The organism is Nonomuraea composti (assembly GCF_012034275.1).
GTDB lineage: Bacteria > Actinomycetota > Actinomycetes > Streptosporangiales > Streptosporangiaceae > Nonomuraea > Nonomuraea composti.
Map to the genome: position 1 here is coordinate 49,904 of NZ_JAATEP010000046.1, position 15,897 is coordinate 65,800.

The 15,897-nt window shown below is 69.7% G+C and carries 19 protein-coding genes; 9 read left to right on the forward strand and 10 right to left on the reverse strand.

All coding sequences use genetic code 11. The annotated features are described in order from the left end of the window. Positions 1–27 precede the first annotated feature (27 nt). The 3 genes from trxA to HCN51_RS43320 are packed head-to-tail and all read right to left on the reverse strand — an operon-like array spanning position 28 to position 1,444. On the reverse strand, positions 28–333 hold the full coding sequence (trxA, locus tag HCN51_RS43310; RefSeq protein WP_206068565.1) for a thioredoxin: 306 nt from the start codon (positions 331–333) through the stop codon (positions 28–30). A 2-nt stretch (positions 334–335) separates the two neighbouring features. Further along, on the reverse strand, positions 336–704 hold the full coding sequence (locus HCN51_RS43315; RefSeq protein ID WP_080044369.1) for a MerR family transcriptional regulator: 369 nt from the start codon (positions 702–704) through the stop codon (positions 336–338). Positions 705–745: 41 nt separating this feature from the next. Continuing rightward, a complete protein-coding gene (locus HCN51_RS43320; RefSeq protein WP_168017803.1) occupies positions 746–1,444 on the reverse strand; it encodes a class I SAM-dependent methyltransferase in 699 nt (232 codons plus the stop codon). 56 nt (positions 1,445–1,500) lie between these two features. Here HCN51_RS43320 and HCN51_RS43325 point away from each other — a divergent pair, with 56 nt between their 5' ends. The 7 genes from HCN51_RS43325 to HCN51_RS43355 all read left to right on the forward strand — a co-directional run bounded on the left by HCN51_RS43325 (position 1,501) and on the right by HCN51_RS43355 (position 8,390). Further along, positions 1,501–2,310 carry a sugar phosphate isomerase/epimerase family protein gene (locus tag HCN51_RS43325; RefSeq protein ID WP_080044371.1) on the forward strand — a complete coding sequence of 270 codons (810 nt, stop codon included), beginning with the start codon at positions 1,501–1,503 and terminating at the stop codon, positions 2,308–2,310. Next, positions 2,307–3,080 carry a class I SAM-dependent methyltransferase gene (locus tag HCN51_RS43330; protein ID WP_206068566.1) on the forward strand — a complete coding sequence of 258 codons (774 nt, stop codon included), beginning with the start codon at positions 2,307–2,309 and terminating at the stop codon, positions 3,078–3,080. The genes HCN51_RS43325 and HCN51_RS43330 overlap by 4 nt, the downstream gene beginning before the upstream one ends. Positions 3,081–3,170: 90 nt before the next feature. Beyond that, entirely contained in the window at positions 3,171–3,755 is a 585-nt protein-coding gene (locus HCN51_RS43335) for a TetR/AcrR family transcriptional regulator (protein ID WP_168017804.1), read from the forward strand. A gap of 139 nt (positions 3,756–3,894) precedes the next feature. Then, a complete protein-coding gene (locus HCN51_RS43340; protein WP_168017805.1) occupies positions 3,895–6,000 on the forward strand; it encodes a heterodisulfide reductase-related iron-sulfur binding cluster in 2,106 nt (701 codons plus the stop codon). 211 nt (positions 6,001–6,211) lie between these two features. Next, positions 6,212–7,015, forward strand: a complete 804-nt coding sequence (locus HCN51_RS43345) for a hypothetical protein (RefSeq protein WP_080044374.1) — start codon at positions 6,212–6,214, stop codon at positions 7,013–7,015. Beyond that, the gene (locus HCN51_RS43350) at positions 7,012–8,079 is read left to right on the forward strand and encodes a glycosyltransferase (RefSeq protein WP_080044375.1); all 1,068 of its coding nucleotides are present in this window, start codon (positions 7,012–7,014) and stop codon (positions 8,077–8,079) included. Before HCN51_RS43345 ends, HCN51_RS43350 begins: the two co-directional genes overlap by 4 nt. A gap of 29 nt (positions 8,080–8,108) precedes the next feature. Next, positions 8,109–8,390 (forward strand): metal-sensitive transcriptional regulator, encoded by a 282-nt coding sequence (locus HCN51_RS43355; RefSeq protein ID WP_080044376.1) that lies wholly within the window; start codon positions 8,109–8,111, stop codon positions 8,388–8,390. A gap of 132 nt (positions 8,391–8,522) precedes the next feature. Here HCN51_RS43355 and HCN51_RS43360 read toward each other — a convergent pair whose 3' ends face one another. Together HCN51_RS43360 and HCN51_RS43365 are read right to left on the reverse strand one after the other, a co-directional pair. Beyond that, positions 8,523–8,684, reverse strand: coding sequence for a hypothetical protein (locus HCN51_RS43360; RefSeq protein WP_020540796.1), 162 nt, complete (start codon positions 8,682–8,684; stop codon positions 8,523–8,525). Positions 8,685–8,898: 214 nt separating this feature from the next. After that, positions 8,899–10,215 (reverse strand): hypothetical protein, encoded by a 1,317-nt coding sequence (locus tag HCN51_RS43365; RefSeq protein WP_168017806.1) that lies wholly within the window; start codon positions 10,213–10,215, stop codon positions 8,899–8,901. A 53-nt stretch (positions 10,216–10,268) separates the two neighbouring features. Here HCN51_RS43365 and HCN51_RS43370 point away from each other — a divergent pair, with 53 nt between their 5' ends. Next, positions 10,269–11,171 (forward strand): DUF1349 domain-containing protein, encoded by a 903-nt coding sequence (locus HCN51_RS43370; RefSeq protein WP_168017807.1) that lies wholly within the window; start codon positions 10,269–10,271, stop codon positions 11,169–11,171. Here HCN51_RS43370 and HCN51_RS43375 read toward each other — a convergent pair. Beyond that, positions 11,143–11,664 carry a gamma carbonic anhydrase family protein gene (locus HCN51_RS43375; RefSeq protein WP_418113447.1) on the reverse strand — a complete coding sequence of 174 codons (522 nt, stop codon included), beginning with the start codon at positions 11,662–11,664 and terminating at the stop codon, positions 11,143–11,145. The genes HCN51_RS43370 and HCN51_RS43375 overlap by 29 nt on opposite strands. A gap of 149 nt (positions 11,665–11,813) precedes the next feature. Between HCN51_RS43375 and HCN51_RS43380 the strand changes: the two genes are divergently transcribed. Beyond that, positions 11,814–12,860 carry a F0F1 ATP synthase subunit B family protein gene (locus HCN51_RS43380; protein WP_168017808.1) on the forward strand — a complete coding sequence of 349 codons (1,047 nt, stop codon included), beginning with the start codon at positions 11,814–11,816 and terminating at the stop codon, positions 12,858–12,860. 458 nt (positions 12,861–13,318) lie between these two features. Here the strand turns inward: HCN51_RS43380 and HCN51_RS43385 are convergent, their stop codons facing one another. The 4 genes from HCN51_RS43385 to HCN51_RS43400 form a co-directional block, all read right to left on the reverse strand. Continuing rightward, positions 13,319–13,561 carry a hypothetical protein gene (locus tag HCN51_RS43385; RefSeq protein ID WP_080044381.1) on the reverse strand — a complete coding sequence of 81 codons (243 nt, stop codon included), beginning with the start codon at positions 13,559–13,561 and terminating at the stop codon, positions 13,319–13,321. A gap of 123 nt (positions 13,562–13,684) precedes the next feature. Further along, positions 13,685–14,437 carry a GntR family transcriptional regulator gene (locus HCN51_RS43390; RefSeq protein WP_168017809.1) on the reverse strand — a complete coding sequence of 251 codons (753 nt, stop codon included), beginning with the start codon at positions 14,435–14,437 and terminating at the stop codon, positions 13,685–13,687. A 218-nt stretch (positions 14,438–14,655) separates the two neighbouring features. Next, complete coding sequence (locus tag HCN51_RS43395) at positions 14,656–15,132, reverse strand: VanZ family protein (RefSeq protein ID WP_168017810.1); 477 nt, start codon at positions 15,130–15,132, stop codon at positions 14,656–14,658. 56 nt (positions 15,133–15,188) lie between these two features. Beyond that, entirely contained in the window at positions 15,189–15,893 is a 705-nt protein-coding gene (locus HCN51_RS43400; RefSeq protein ID WP_168017811.1) for a dienelactone hydrolase family protein, read from the reverse strand. Between the last annotated feature and the right edge of the window lie 4 nt (positions 15,894–15,897).

Sequence of the window (15,897 nt, forward strand, 5' to 3'; positions counted from 1 at the left end):
TCGTACCGACGATCACGCCCGACCGGATCATGCCAGGCCGAGCTCCGAGACCAGCATGCGCTTCGGCTTGGCGCCGACGACCTGCTTGGCCGGCTCGCCGTTCTCGAACAGGATCAGCGTCGGGATGCCCATGACGCCGTAACGGGCCATGATCTCGGGGTTCTCGTCGGTGTTGAGCTTGCCGATCGTCAGGCCGTGCTCGTTCTCGATCTGCTCCAGCACGGGCGCCACCATCCGGCACGGCCCGCACCATTCGGCCCAGAAGTCGACCAGGATCGGCTTGTCGCTCTTGAGGACCTGCTCCTCGAAGTTGTCGGTGGTCAGTGTGATCATCTTCATCCCCTTACGAAACAACCTGGGCACGACTGGGCGAGCTGGGCGGCCACCTCGGCGCGGCGGGCGAGCAGCACGCGGATCTCGTGGTCGATCTCGCTGAGCTTGCGCTCGTAGACCTCGACCGACTCGGCGCAGGAGCCGCCGGTGCTGTGGCCCTGGCGCAGGCAGTCGACGAACGGGCGGGTCTCCTCCAGCGTGAACCCGATCTGGAGCAGGGCCCTGATCTCGGAGACCAGCTTGACGTCGTCCTCGCTGTAGGTGCGGTAGCCGTTGGAGGCGCGCCGGGCGCGCAGCAACCCGTGCTGCTCGTAGTAACGGAGTGAGCGGGTGCTCACTCCGGTGCGTTCCGCCAGCTCACCGATGCGCATGTCTCCAAGGTAAACGTTGACGTCGGTGTCAATGTCAAGGCTCAGAAGTAGCGCCAGCGCAGCACGTTCGGATAGGCCAGCTCCAGGCCGGGCGTCTCGGCGATGGCCTGCTCGGCCACCTCGGGGGCGAACTCGATGCGCAGCACGGCTTCGAGGTCGGCGCGTCGCTGGAAGACCATGCGCAGGTCGAGCTCGCGGCGCTGCCAGCCGTGCCGCTGCCAGAACGCCTCGACCTCGCGCGGCGCGTACGCAGGCACGGTGCGCGAGAACCAGCGCCCGAAGGAGCCGCGCGTGGCGTCGAGGTCGACGACGAAGGCGGCGCCGCCGCGCCGCACGACCCGCGACAGCTCGCGCAGCCCCGGCTCGCAGCCGGGCCCGAAGAAGTACGCCCAGCGCGCCATGGCGACGTCCACCGAGGCGTCGGGCAGCGGCAGGTCCTGGGCCGCGGCGGCGTGCACGCTCACGCCGGGCAGGCCGGCACAGCGGCGGCGGGCCAGCGCGGCCAGGTCTCCATGCGGCTCCACGCCGATCACGCGGGTCGCCTCGCGGGCCAGGACGGGCAGGTGGAAACCGGTGCCGCAGCCGATGTCGAGCACGGTGGCGCCGTCCCAAGGGCGCAGGGCGCGCATCGCCGCGTCGGCCGCGCCGTCGGGGTCGACGGCGCGGTTCTCCAGCTCGTAGATCTGGGGCGTGTTCCAGATATTCGGGCTCGGGATCGCACCTTTCGCTATCCGGGTCATGTCCTAACGCTAGGGGCTGACGCGCCAGATCGGCTTCTCCGGCTTAGGCTGGCAGCGTGGCTGATGTCATCCGCGTGCCCAATGCGAAGATCGCATTGTCCACCGCCTCGGTATATCCGGAACGCACTCCTGACGCGTTCGAGCTGGCCGCGCGCCTGGGTTATGACGGCGTCGAGATCATGGTCGGCGCCGACCCGGTGAGCCAGGACATCGACGTGATCGAGCGTCTGTCCGACCACTACGAGGTGCCCGTCCTGGCCATCCACGCGCCCTGTCTGCTGGTCACCCAGCGCGTTTGGGGCCGGGACCCGTGGGCGAAGCTGGTCAAGGCCCAGAAGGCGGCAGAGCGTCTCGGCGCCTCGACGGTCGTGGTCCATCCGCCGTTCCGCTGGCAGCGTGACTACGCCCGCGACTTCGAGAGCGGGCTGGCCAGGATGCGGGACGAGACGGACGTCACGTTCGCGGTGGAGAACATGTTCCCGCTGCGGGCCAGGGGCAACGACGTGGTGCCGTACTCACCTGACTGGAACCCGATCGACCACGACTTCCCGCAGGTCACGCTCGACCTGTCGCACACCGCCGTGTCGGGCTCCGACGCCATGGAGATGGCGGTCAAGCTCGGCGACCGGCTCGCGCACCTGCACCTGGCCGACGGCGTCGGCGTCACGAACAAGGACGAGCACCTGGTGCCCGGCAGGGGCAACCAGCCGTGCGCGCAGATGCTGGAGCGGCTGGCCAACACGGGTTACTCGGGCCTGGTGGTGCTGGAGATCAACACCCGCAAGGCGGCCAGCAGGACCGAGCGGATCGACGATCTGGCGGAAGGGCTGGCCTTCGCCAGGCTGCACCTGGCGGCATCCACATGAACACAGGACCGATCAAGGATCTGGGCAGGACGTTCGACCTGGTGGCCGACGCCTACGACGCGGCCAGGCCGGGCTATCCCGACGAGGTCTACCGGGCGCTGAGCGAGCTGTCCGGGGTCGAGCTCGACGGTGCCACGACGGTCGACGTCGGCGCGGGCACCGGCATCATGACGCACGCGCTGCGGGCGCGCGGCTCCCACGTGATCGCGGTGGATCCGGGCGAGGCGATGCTGGCCCGCCTGGTGTCCAAGGCGGGCCGTCCCAACGGCACCCGCGTGAGTGCCCTACTGGCCGACGGCAACGCGCTGCCGCTGGCCGACGAGGTGGCCGACCTGGTGACCTACGCCCAGTCGTGGCACTGGCTGGACCCGGTGGCCTCGATCGCGGAGGCCCGGCGGGTGCTGCGGCCGAAGGGCGCCATCGTGGGCTGCTGGAACCTCAACCACGCCGCGCAGGCCGACTGGCTGGCCGCCTACGAGGCGCGGCTGGCGGAGGAGGTGCCCGCCTACTGGGGGCCGGCGGTCGAGCAGTGGTCGGTGCCGCCGATCGCCGCGGCCTTCGAGGTGATCGAGGAACGCTGGATCCCCTGGACCCGGCTGATCGGCATCGACGACTTCCTGCTCGATCTGCGCTCGCACTCGTACATGGCAGCGCTGTCGGCGCAGCGCGCCGACGAGGTGGTGGAGCGGCAGCGGGCGGCGCTGCGGGCGGAGTTCCCCGAGGGCGTGCTGTCCGTGCCGATGCGGGTCTACCTGGCGGTGGGCAGGTGACGCGAGGATGTGGCGGCGTCCTGGCGGTGGGCAGGTGACGCGAGGAAGTGGCGGCGTCCGGGCGATGGAGCCGCCTCACGGAGCGAGGCGATGAGCACAGACAGAAGGCGTCCCGGGCGCAGGCCCGGGGCGGCCGACACGCGCGGGGAGATCCTGACCGCGGCGCGCCGGGTGTTCTCCGAGAAGGGGTTCGACAAGGCGACGGTACGCGGCATCGCGCGGGAGGCCCAGGTCGATCCGGCGCTGGTGCATCACTACTTCGAGACCAAGGAGGGCATGTTCGCGGCGGCCATGGAGCTGCCGATCAACCCTCAGCAGATCCTCCCGGTGCTGCTCGAAGGCCCGCACGAGGAGGTGGGGGAGCGGCTGGTGCGGCTGCTCCTGCGGCTGACGGCCGAGGAGAAGACGCGGGCGCCGATGCTGGCGCTGCTGCGCTCGGCCGTGAGCAACGAGCAGGCGGTGGGGATGATCAGGGAGTTCTTCACCTCGGCGCTGCTCTTCCAGGTGGCCGACCGGCTGGGCGTGCCGCACCTGCGGATCGAGGCGGCGTTCGCGCAGATGCTGGGGGTGGTCATGGCCCGGTACGTGCTCAAGCTGGAGCCGCTGGCCGGTGCGAGCCACGACGAGCTGGTGGAGATTCTGGCGCCGACGATTCAGCGGTACTTCACGGGATAGAGCATTGTTCTGGAGACGGCGATGACCTTAGGGTATGTCGCGTAACCCAGTAAAGTTACTCGTGGGTAGGATTGCTGGCACATGCCTGCGCAGCGGGTGACCGTACGCTGACAGTCAACGTCGTCTGTGGGAGGACCCCGTGCTCTGGGTAGCCATCATCGGGCTGGTCATGACCGTCGCGGCGGTGGCCGTGGCCGGCCGCAGGGTCATGTTCCTGTTCAAGCTCGCCACGGTGGGCGCGCCCGCGCCCGAGCGCATCGAGTACGCCAGAACGCACGTGGGTGACGATATCAAGGCGCAGCTCGTCGAGGTGTTCGGGCAGCGGAAGCTGCTCAAGTGGACACCGTCGGGCGTGGCGCACTTCTTCGTCATGTGGGCGTTCTTCATCCTGCTGACCGTCTACATCGAGGCGTACGGCGCGATCATCCAGGGGGCGATCACCGGCACGCCCGACTTCCACATCCCGCTCATCGGGACGTGGGGGGTGCTCGGCTTCCTCCAGGACTTCATCGCGGTCGCGTGCCTGCTGGGCCTGGTCGCCTTCGCGATCATCCGGGTGAAGAACTCGCCGAAGACGCTCGGCCGCCGCTCCCGCTTCTCCGGCTCTCACCTCGGCGGCGCCTGGCTCGTCCTGTTCATGATCTTCAACATCATCTGGACGCTCTTCCTGGCCCGCGGCGCCGCCGCCGCCAACGGCAACTTCCCCTACTCCTCGGGCGCCTTCGTCTCGCTGGCGCTCGGCGACGTACTGCCGGCCAGCGGGCTGCTGGAGGAGATCGCGCTGCTCCTGCACATCGGCTTCATGCTGGTGTTCCTGGTCATCGTGGTGAACTCCAAGCACCTGCACATCTTCACCGCGCCGCTGAACGTGCTCTTCTCGCGCCGCCCCGACGGCCTCGGCGGCGCGCCCGAGATGCGCGTGGACGGCAAGCCGGTCGACTTCGAGGACGAGGACCTCGACCCCGAGCGGCTGGGCCGCGGCAAGATCGGTGACACCACGTGGAAGGGCTTCCTCGACTTCTACTCCTGCACGGAGTGCGGCCGCTGCCAGTCGCAGTGCCCGGCGTGGAACACCGACAAGCCCCTGTCGCCGAAGATGCTCATCCTCGACCAGCGTGACCACGCCTTCAAGGTGGCCCCGTACCTGCTGGCCGCCCAGGCGGGCGTCGAGCACAAGGACACCGACGTGCTGGCGCTGCTGGAGAAGCCGCTCGTCGGCGAGGAGGGCGTGATCCACCCCGACGTGCTCTGGTCGTGCACCAACTGCGGCGCCTGCGTCGAGCAGTGCCCGGTGGACATCGAGCACATCGACCACATCCTCGACATGCGCCGCTACCAGGTGATGGTGGAGTCGTCGTTCCCGTCCGAGGCGGGGGTGATGGTGAAGAACCTGGAGAACAAGGGCAACCCGTGGGGCATGTCCGAGATGAAGCGGGCCGACTGGATCGAGGAGCTCGACTTCGAGGTCCCGATGGTCGAGGACAAGATGCCCGAGGACACCGAGTACCTGTTCTGGGTCGGGTGCGCGGGCGCGCTCGAAGACCGGGCCAAGAAGACCACCAAGGCCGTCGCGGAGCTGCTGCACATCGCGGGCGTCAAGTTCGCGGTGCTCGGCCCGATGGAGGCGTGCTCCGGCGACCCGGCGCGGCGGCTGGGCATGGAGTACCTGTTCAACATGCTGGCCCAGCAGAACATCGAGACGCTCAACGAGGCCGGCGTCAAGAAGATCGTGGCCACCTGCCCCCACTGCTTCAACACGCTGGCCAACGAGTATCCGCAGCTCGGCGGCACGTACGAGGTCGTGCACCACACGCAGCTGCTGGCGAAGCTGGTGGACGAGGGGCTGCTCACCCCGATCACGCCGATCGAGGAGAAGATCACCTACCACGACCCGTGCTTCCTCGGCCGCCACAACAAGGTCTACTCCCAGCCGCGCGACATCATGGCGAAGGTGCCCGGCGTCCAGACGCAGGAGATGCACCGCCACAAGGACCGCGGCTTCTGCTGCGGCGCCGGCGGCGCGCGCATGTGGATGGAGGAGCGCATCGGCAAGCGCATCAACACCGAGCGGGTGGACGAGGCGCTGACCACCAACCCCGACACGGTCTCCACCGCCTGCCCGTTCTGCATGGTGATGCTGGGCGACGCGATCAACGAGAAGAAGAACAACGGCGAGGCCAAGGAGTCGCTGGAAGTCGTGGACGTGGCGCAGCTGCTGATCAAGTCCGTGAAGGGCGCCTCCTGACGGGGATCACGTCGGGAAAGGGCGTCTCTTGACGGGGATAACGTCGGGAAAGGGCGCCTCCTGACGGGAGATGTCGGACTCCTCCACACCTGGTGTGGAGGAGTTTCGCCTGTCAACGGGTGTGCTCGCAAGAAATCCGGCATCCACATAACGGGAAAATCACGGTAACCTCAACGTCGCATGGCCTTATTCGACGGGGAGGGGGCTCGTGATGGGCGTCGTCGTCACGGACGCCGAAGTCACCCTGGCCGACGTGCTCTCCCTCCGACTCGCCATCGACGAACCACTGGAAGACGGCACCGAGCTCGTTCTCCGGCATCGCACCACGGGGGTGGAGCGCGACGTGCTGCTCGGTAGTCCAGGCGCGAGGGCGCGCGAGGCCACGCTGGCCGTCTCGCTGGCGCCGCTGGAGCTCAGCGCCGGCCGGTGGGACGCCTACCTGCGCCACGACGGCAAGCGCAGCCGGCTGCGCAGCGTCGATCCGGGGTTCTCGCTCGACCATCTCGACGCGTATGCATTGTGCCGGCGCACGCTCGCCTACCGCTCGTACCGCACGCGCAACGGCTTTCTCGCGCTGAAGATCTCCGACGCGGAGCCGGTGGCCGAGGTGCGCTCCATCTGGTTCAGGGAGGGCCGCTTCGAGGTGATGGGCCTGCTGGCCTACACCGGCCTTGAGGACGACGACTCCCGCCACGAGGCCGTGCTGACCCTGGAGCGCAGGCAGACGGGCGCCCACCTGAAGGCCACGGCCACGGTGCAGGGCGTGCGCTTCCACGCGGCCGTCTCCCTCGTGGACGTGCTCGCCGCCGACCCGGAGGAGGCCGAGGGCGCCGCCATGTGGGAGCCGGCGCTCCAGGTGGAGGGCGTGCCCACGGCGCTGCGGCTCGGCTCGCGGCTCGACGACGTCGATGGTAAACGGCGCCGCCTGCACTACCCGTCGGCCCGGGTCGACGGCGTGCTCATCAAACCCTGCTACACCGCCGACGACGAGCTGCGGATCGAGGTCGGCGGATGAAGGTCAGCATGGTGCTCCCCTCCGCGTACGCCATGCGGGGCGACGTACGCGCCACACTCAACCTGGCCACGGCGCTGGCCGAGCGGCACGACGTCGAGGTGATCAGCGTCCGGCGGCAGAAGGAGAAGCCGTTCTTCCCCGTCGGCCCCAAGGTGAGCATGCGCAGCGTGGTCGACGTCCGGCCGGGCGTGCGCCATCTGCTGCCGCGCGGGCAGGTGCGCACGGAGGTGGCGCTGTGGCGGGTGCTGCGCAACCTCAGGTCCGACGTGCTGATCACGACCAGGCCGGGCATCGGCGTGCAGGCCGCCCGGCACGCGCCGCGCGACACCATCAAGATCGCCCGCGAGTGGGGCAGGCCGGCGGTGCCGGGGCCGGTGAAACGCTTCTATCCGCGCCTGAGCGCCGTCGTGACGGCCACGGAGTCGGCTCAGGAGGAGTGGAGCAGGCTCCTGGGTGACACGCCCGTGGTGCACAGCGTGCTGGACGCGCTGCCGGGCGGCCCGTGGCCGCGCTCGCGCATGGACAACCGGATCGTGGCCGCCGGGGGCCGGTGGGTGCCGGTGAAGGCGTACGACCGGCTCATCAGGTCGTTCGCGATCGTGGCCGACAAGCGGCCCGACTGGCGGCTGCGGCTGTACGGCGGCGGCCCTGAGGAGCGGCGGCTGCGCGCGCTGGTGCGCGAGCTGAACCTGCACAACCACGTCTACTTCATGGGCACGACCCCCGACCTGGCGGGCGAGTTCGCCAAGGCGTCCATCGTGGCCACCACCTCGCGCAGCGAGGACCTGGGCATGACCGTCCTGGAGGCCATGGGCTGCGGGGTGCCCGTGGTGGCCTTCGAGGGCGCCAGGGGGCCCAGGGAGTTCGTGGCGACGGGCTACAACGGGGTGCTGGTGCCCGACTCCGAGGGTGACCCGCAGCTCTTCGCGGCGGCGCTGCTGGCGTTGATCGACGACGAGCGCAGGCGGCGCTCGCTGGCGGCCGGCGCGCTCGACACCGCAGTGCGGCATTCGGCCGACGAGGTGGCCGAGCAGTGGGAGAAGCTCATCGCCGATCTCCGCTAGCCCATACTCCTTACGGGTACCGTAGAAGCATGCATGGGTACAGCGGAGACAAGCAGGCATATCTGACGCGCCTGCGGCGAATCGAGGGCCAGATCCGGGGTCTGCAGCGCATGGTCGACGACGATGCCTACTGCATCGACGTGCTCACCCAGGTCTCCGCCGCCACGCGGGCTCTGCAGGCGGTCGCGCTGGGGCTGCTGGAGGAGCACATCTCGCACTGCGTGGCCGACGCGATCAACACGGGCGGCCCCGAGGCCGAGGCGAAGGTGAAGGAGGCGTCGGCGGCGATCGCGCGCCTGGTGCGCTCCTGAGAGTTCGTGGAACGGGCTAGCCCTCTTCCGGGAGGGCCTCCTCCGTAAGTCGGATGATCCAGTCGAGGATTGACTAGTTATGTGAAACCCCGGGAACTAGGTCCCCGGGGTCTTGGTAATCGAGTTGGTTCTTCAGCGACTCGCCGAAGTCCGCAATCCGAGCGCGTCGTCGAGTTCGTCCAAGGTCAGCCGCCGCTCACTGACTGCCACGGCGGTGAGCACCTCGGCGTAGAGCGCAATCTCGTCCAACGCGACACGGTCGTGGACCCGAGAGTCCAGGTCGTCGTGCCCCACCGCGTCGTCCTTCCTTCCGCAGCCCACACCCACTACGAGGTTACGGCGAAGGCCCTTCCGGCGACATGGCCCATCGGAGTCATTCCTTTCCGCGCCTCGGGGGCCCCGTCAGGATCATTTCCCGATTCCGAGATCACAATTCAGCGAAATTGCTGTTATCTGAGGGGTTAGAACGATATAGGAGGAGTAAGGGGGAAATATCGGCATTAGTGGTTTACATGTGCCCGGTGTGATGGTCGTCCCGTTCGTGGACGATCCTTCGTACGAGTGCCGACTGGCTCGCCAGCCCCCGCGCGGGCAGCTTCGCCCCCGTCAGCCGTTCCCACGCCAGCGCCGTGGCGTAGGCGGCGCCCAGCACCGCCGCCGTGCTGCCCCTGTCCGGCGGAGCCACCTCCAGCGGCGGCGCGATCCCCTCCGACCGCACCGGGAAGCCCTCCGGCTGCGTCGTCTCGGCCGCCGACGTGCCCGTCAGGCCCGCGCGGCGCAGCTCCTCGTACGCCATCCGCAGCCGGTGGTCCAGCCGCCCCGGCAACGCCCCCTTGGAGTCGGACAGGTCGGCCAGGAACGTGGCCGCCGCCTCCCGGGGCTCCGGCATGAACGACAGGGCGTCCACGAGGTCGTACACGGTGTGGGAGAAGTGCGCCTCGACATCGTTCTCCACGAGCAGCGCCCGGCACAGGCGGGCGGGGCAGCGCGCCAGCCACTCCCGCCGCATCACCGCGTCGTCGTCGTACGGGTCGCCGAACCCGGGCCGGCGCAGCATGGGCTCCACCATCGTCAGCAGCGCCAGCGCCCGCGGCCTGAAACGGGTGTCGAGCAGCAGGATCTGGGCCGTGTCGGCCATCACGGCGGCGAGCCTGAGCGCGGCGCGCGGGCGCCCGGCCCGCATCCGCTCGGCGACCAGCGTGACGAGGTCGAGCAGGGGCGGCGCGGGCAGCCAGCGCACCCACTCGTCGCCCGGCAGCGAGCGGCGCAGGTACTCGCCGAAGACGGTGATCAGCCGCTCGTTGCCGTCGAAGGCCGGCGCGTACGCGCACCACATGATCGTGCCCCAGACGGCCGCCACCGTGCTCGGCACGTCCGTGGCGAAGATCTCGCCGAACGCCGACAGCGGGTAGTCCAGCTCCGACTTGCGGCCGCAGGCGCGCACGAGCTGCCTGAGCTGCTCGGTGAGGCGCTCCGGCACGTCGGGCCCGATGAACGACTGGGTGGAGCCGGGCTCGGCGTGGAAGTCGTGGCCGGGCGGCACGACGTCGTCCGGCAGGACCGCCGCGGCGTGCGTCACCCGCCGCACCCGCGTGCCGCGCGGCGGCGGGGCCGGATGCCAGCGGCCGTCGGCCGGGTCGTGCAGGTGCCAGCGCGCGTGCGCGCCGAACAACCACCGGTCGCCATCGGGGGTCACAAGTATCCTGGCGGCCAGCACGTGGGCCCGGTCGGGCACGGAAAGCCCCTGCCAGCGCGGGTCCGCGACCATCGCGCGGACCTCCGCCTCGGCGGCGGTGAACGCATCCCAGGGTGGCACGGCGGTCATCGTACTGGGCGTCCTCGGATCATCCATCGGCATTTCACGGCAGAATGTCCGACATGAGGGCGAAGGTAGCAGGGACGTTGGCGGTCGTGAGCGTGCTCTCCGGGTGCGGTACGACGACGGCGGCACAGCCCACACCCACCGGAGCCGGCGTTCTCACGCTGGAGAACGCCACCCCGCCCGCGCCCGGCGGGGAGGTGGGCGAGGCGTCCACCGAGTTCGACGACGCCGCGGACCTGAAGATGTGGACCAAGCTCAGCGACACCGAGAAGGACATCGACCGGCTCGCCAAGTACGACGTCAACAAGACCGCGAAGGGCGCGATGTACCTGGAGCCGAACGTGTCGGCCTGGTTCGACGGCTTCCGCGGCCCCTTCGTGTACCAGGACCTCGCCGGCGACATCGTCATGCACGCCCGGGTCAAGGTCGAGGGCAAGAACGGCGGGCAGCCCAAGCGCAAGTTCTCGCTCGGCGGCCTCATGGCTCGCCAGCCCGGCTCGTACGCCAAGCCGAACTGGGTCTCGGTCACCACCGGCACCGCCGAGAAGAGCGGCCAGGTCGAGGCCAAGTACACCCAGGACGGCAGCTCGAAGCCCAAGGAGATCGCCGTCAAGAGCGGCTGGGTGGACCTCGTGCTGGCCCGGGTCGGCCGCGTCTTCGTCGCGCTCTACAAGGAGGACAAGGGCACGTGGAAGGTGGCCCAGCGCTGGCCGTCCAGCCTGCCCGACGTGCTGCAGTGGGGCGTGACCGCCTACACCGACTGGGACAGCTACAGCACGCTCAAGAAGGACGCGACCAAGGGCAACGCCAAGCAGGTCAAGGGCACGCCCGACCTCAAGCTGACGGTCGACTTCGTCCGCTTCCTGAGGCCGGAGCTGCCCGAGTACGCCGACCCGCTCAACCCGGCGTCGGTGTCGGACGAGGTGTTGGTCAAAGTGATGACGCCTGCCGGTGCCTGAGTGCCTTGGCCATGTAGTTGTCCGGCGTGCGGGCGAAGGAGTCGCGGTCGTCGTCGGTGAGCTCTCGTACGATCCGGCCGGGGACGCCCGCGACGAGCACGCCCGCCGGGATCTTCTTGCCGGGGCCCACGAGGGCTCCGGCCGCCACCAGCGTGCCCGCGCCGACGCGGGCGCCGCCGAGCACGATCGCGCCGATGCCGATGAGCGCGCCGGTCTCCACGTGGGCGCCGTGGACCATGGCCTTGTGGCCCAGGCTGACGCGGTCCTCCAGGATCGCGGGCTCGCCCGGGTCGGCGTGCAGGCACGACAGGTCCTGGACGTTGCACTCCGCGCCGATCTCGATCCGTTCGTCGTCCCCACGGAGGACGGAGCCGTACCAGATGCTGGACGCCCGGCCCACGCGTACGTCGCCGACCACGACCGCACCAGGCGCTATGTACGCTTCAGGGTGTATGTCGGGGACTGCTCCGTTGTCCAACGCTGCTATGTACATTCGAGACATCGTAATTCCAGCTCGGGGTATGGCGTTCGGGTTGCGGACGTGGGCAGATGGCAGGAAAGTCGTTTCCTGACGTCCCGTTGCCAGACCCTCACAACCTGCAATATTTCCCCCGCCTCACGACGAAACCCCAGGTAATCGCCATGATGAACCAGCACGAGAGCATTCCCGACCTGATGCAAGAGGACACGTTCGAGGTCGTGATGCGCGGCTACAACCGCCGCCAGGTCCACGACTACATCATCCGCACCCGTAACCAGATCAGAGATCTGGAAGAGCGGCTCGCACGCGCCATCGAGCAGGCGGAGCAGGGCCGCATCGAGCTGGCCGAGGCCAGGCGGCGCATGGTCGAGACGCCCCAGAGCTACGAGGACCTCAGCCCCCGGCTCGCGCAGATCCTGCGGCTCGGGGAGGAGGAGGCCGCGGCCAAGCGCGAGGACGCCGAGGCCGAGGCCACCCGCGTGCGCGAGGCCGCCAAGGCCGAGGCCGAGCGGCTCATGACCACCTCCAGGGAGACCGCCGACAAGATCCTCACCTCCGCCCAGGCCGAGGCCGAGCGGCGGGTGAGCGAGGCCACCCAGGCGGCCGAGCGCATGCTGGCGCAGGCGGGCAGCGACGCCGAGGAGCAGCTCACCTCCGCCCGCACCGAGGCCGAGGAGACGCTGCAGGCGGCCAGGGCCGAGGCCGAGCGCACGGTCACCATGGCCAGGGCCGAGGCCGAGCAGACGCTGCAGTCCGCCAACGTGCAGGCCGAGCAACTGGTGTCCGGGGCGCACAAGGAGGCCGAGAGCCTGCTGGCCACCGCGCACCAGCGGGCGACGGCGCTCGACGAGCAGGCCGGGCGGCGGGTCGAGTACCTCGGCAACACGCACACGGAGGTCGTGCGGCGGCTGACCGAGATCAGCACGGTGCTGGGCGACCTCATGCGGGCCGAGGCGAACGCCGGGCCGCTGGTGCCCGAGGCCATCGCACCGCCCGCCCCCGCCGGAGCCCCCGCCGTGGCCCCTGCCGGGCCGCCCGCCCCGGCCGGCCCTGCGGGCCAGGCCGAGCCGCCCGTGCCGCAGGACGCCGAGGACCCCGAGCGGACCGTACGGGTGATCGTCAAGGACGACGAGCCCGAGCCGCGTGAGGGCGCCGTCTCGGAGGACACGGACGTGAACATCGGCCGCATGTCGGAGTCGCGCAAGTAATCGGGCGCGTAGTCAGGCGGCGCGGCCGAGCGTGAGTAGTCAGGTGGCCCGGCCGGGCGTGAGTAGTCAGGTGGCCCGGCCGGGCGTGAGTAGTCAGGTGGCCCGGCCGGGCGTGAGTAGTCAGGTGGCCCGGCCGGGCGTGAGTAGTCAGGTGGCCCGGCCGGGCGTGAGCAGTCAGGTGGCGCGGCCGAGCGGCGTCCCCCTCCGTCGCGGCCGCGGCCGAGATCACCGCCACCGATGGTGACCTCGGCCGCCGGCCGCGGCCGTGAGACGCCGCTCGGACCGCGTGCCCACCTCCCTGGGAGCGGGGAGCGGAAGCCCCCGCCCCCGATAGGGTCGGAGACTTCCGCGATCGTGGCCCCTCCAGGTTGGGGGCCCGGTGCCGAGGCCGCCGAGACGCTGGACCCGGCACCGGGCTGCTCTGCGGACGCCGGCCGCGGAACGCTCCACGGCCTGCGTCAAGGTGGTGCGGGGCCGGCTCGCCACGTGTGCCGCTCGCCGGCCCTCCTTTCCTGGTCCCGGAGCCGGTCGCGCAGGCCGTCCGGGTCGTCCGCGTCGATGGTCATCGCACATCCGGCATCGCGCTGCGCCGCGCTCAGCGGATGGTGTCTCGTGGCCCACCAGCGGCCCGCGTCGCTCCGCCAGATGGTCCACTGGGGGTACTCCCGGGCGATCTCGGCGAGATGCCGATCAAAGGACATCGCTGTCCACCTTTCCCGGGCCCCCAGGCGAGGTTCCATCTCCTAAGAAGATGCTCCACTTCTCTAGAGAGCACAATGATCGTCGGGGACAGGTCAACCTATCGCTTGACAGATCCGCTTGAATCAGGCGTCGAAGTCGTACTGGAGTACGTACGCCGCCGAGTCCAGCACCATCTCGTTCAGCTCGACCGGCAGCCCGCCCGACGTGTACGCCGTGCGCGCGATGACGATGACCGGCGTGCCGGCGGGCAGGTCGAGCAGCCTGCTCTCGCGCGGCCCCGGCATGCGGGCGCGGACCTCCTCGGTGAAGTGGGCGGGGGCGAGCCCCAGGTCGCCGAGCCTGGCGTAGACGCCACCGGGGCCGGTGTCGGGAAGGGTGATCGCGCTGCCCTCGACGAGCCGCGCGGGGAAGGAGGAGGTGGCCAGTTGCACGGGCCTGGCGTCGACGGAGTAGCGGCGCCGGCGTACCCAGACCTCGCCGCTCTCCAGCACGGCGGCCACATCCTCGGTGGCTCGCTCCAAGACCACCTCTAAAGCGTCGACGGTGAAAGGGCGGCCACGCGTGTCGGCGTCCCAGATGGCGCGTCCCTGACCCCACTGCTCTCGTGACAGACGGCGTGAGCCGTGCCTGCGAATCGGTTTGAACAGCCGCACGTAAACCCCCGAGCCTCGTCTGGGCACCGCCAGCCCTTCGTTGATCAGTACGGCAAGCGCCTGCCTGGCGGTGGCTCGTGCGATTGCGTATTCGGCCATCAGCGCGTTCTCGCCCGGTAGTCGGTCCCCGTCGCGCAGCTCGCCGGCGAGAATCCGGGCGCGGAGACCGTCGGCGATGCGTCGATAGATAGGGGGCTCGTGGGGTACCGGGGATTCAGACAACTTTGATCACCCTCTGTCACCAACCAGGTTGTGGCGTCTCCAGAGAACTTGCCCCGTCTTGTCCACGATCGCACAGAAGCAAGGCTTGGTCGCGGGCTGATTTTGAGAGGATCGTCCCCGAGTGGTGAATTCCGCGATGTTTTAGCGGGCCGTAATCGTGGAACGGTCCCGGCCGGTATCCGTCCGGGCCCACCAGCGGCGAGTAACCAAAGCGAAGATCACCGCGCCGGTCGTATGAGGATGACGTCGTCCACGGAGGACAGACGCCCCAGACGGAGCACGTACTGGAGGGCCTCGACCAGGACCGAAAATGCCGCCGCGAGCGCCGCAACGCGGCCGAGTGAGGACATCGCCCGGCCGCGTACGGGCAGCAGCGCGCCGAGCGCCGCGAAGACCAGCAGGTTGCCCCCGACCTGCACCAACACCGCTTCCCACGGTGCTGCGGCCAGGTCCGCCAGGTCGGTGAAGGGCGCGAGGTTCACCCCTGAGGGGCCGTCCGACGGCGTCAGGATCATCCAAATCCACGGCGCCGTGCCGACCACGATGCCGACGTCGGCGAGAGAGGTGCGCAGGGGTGCCGAACGGCCGGCGCGGGCGCGGTGGCGGGAGAGAATCACGATTGCTAGCAACGCCAGGGGGAGTGCAAAGGTACCAGCAATAATGACGTTTCCCCACAATTCCCACGTCCGCGCCATGCGCTCATCATGGCGGTTGATCTAGGGATACCGGAAGCTGTCCTGTTGGACAGGTCTCAGCGGGCGGGCAGGTGCTCGTCCAGGAACGCGATCGCCACCTCCCAGGCGCGCGCCGCCGGCTCCGGCTGGTGGAACATCGGCGACTCGCTGTTGTGGAAGGCGTGCCCGGCCTCCTCCTCGACGTGCATGACGACGTTCGGCCGCCCCTCGGCGGCCTTCTCGACGGCGGCCACGCGCTCACGCGGGATGTACGGGTCACTGCCCCCGAACACCAGCAGCAGCGGCGAGGAGATGCGCTCCATCAGCCCGGTCGCGTCGGGCACGGCCGAGCCGTAGAAGGACAGCACCGCGGCCAGCTCGACCTGGGTGGCCAGCATGTAGTCGACCGAGCCGCCCAGGCAGAAGCCGAGCGCCCCGACCCCGCCGCGCACCTCGGGCATCGTGCTCAGGTGGGCCACCGTGAGCGCGCAGTCGGCCACGCCCTGCGCGAGGTCGAAGCCCTGCGCCAGCTCGATGGCGGCCTGCGTGCCCTCGGGCGTGTGCTCGCCCACGTAGCCGGGCCGCAGGCGCCAGAACAGGTCGGGCGCGGCCACCACGTAGCCGCGCGCGGCGAGGTCGGTGGCGACCTTCTCGATGTAGGGGCCCACGCCGTAGATCTCCTGGACGAGGAGGAGGCCGGGGCCGGAGCCGGAGTCTGGCAGCCACACGCGGACGTCGAAGGAGCCGTCGTGGGCGGCGATGCGATCAGTACGGGTCTGCATGTCC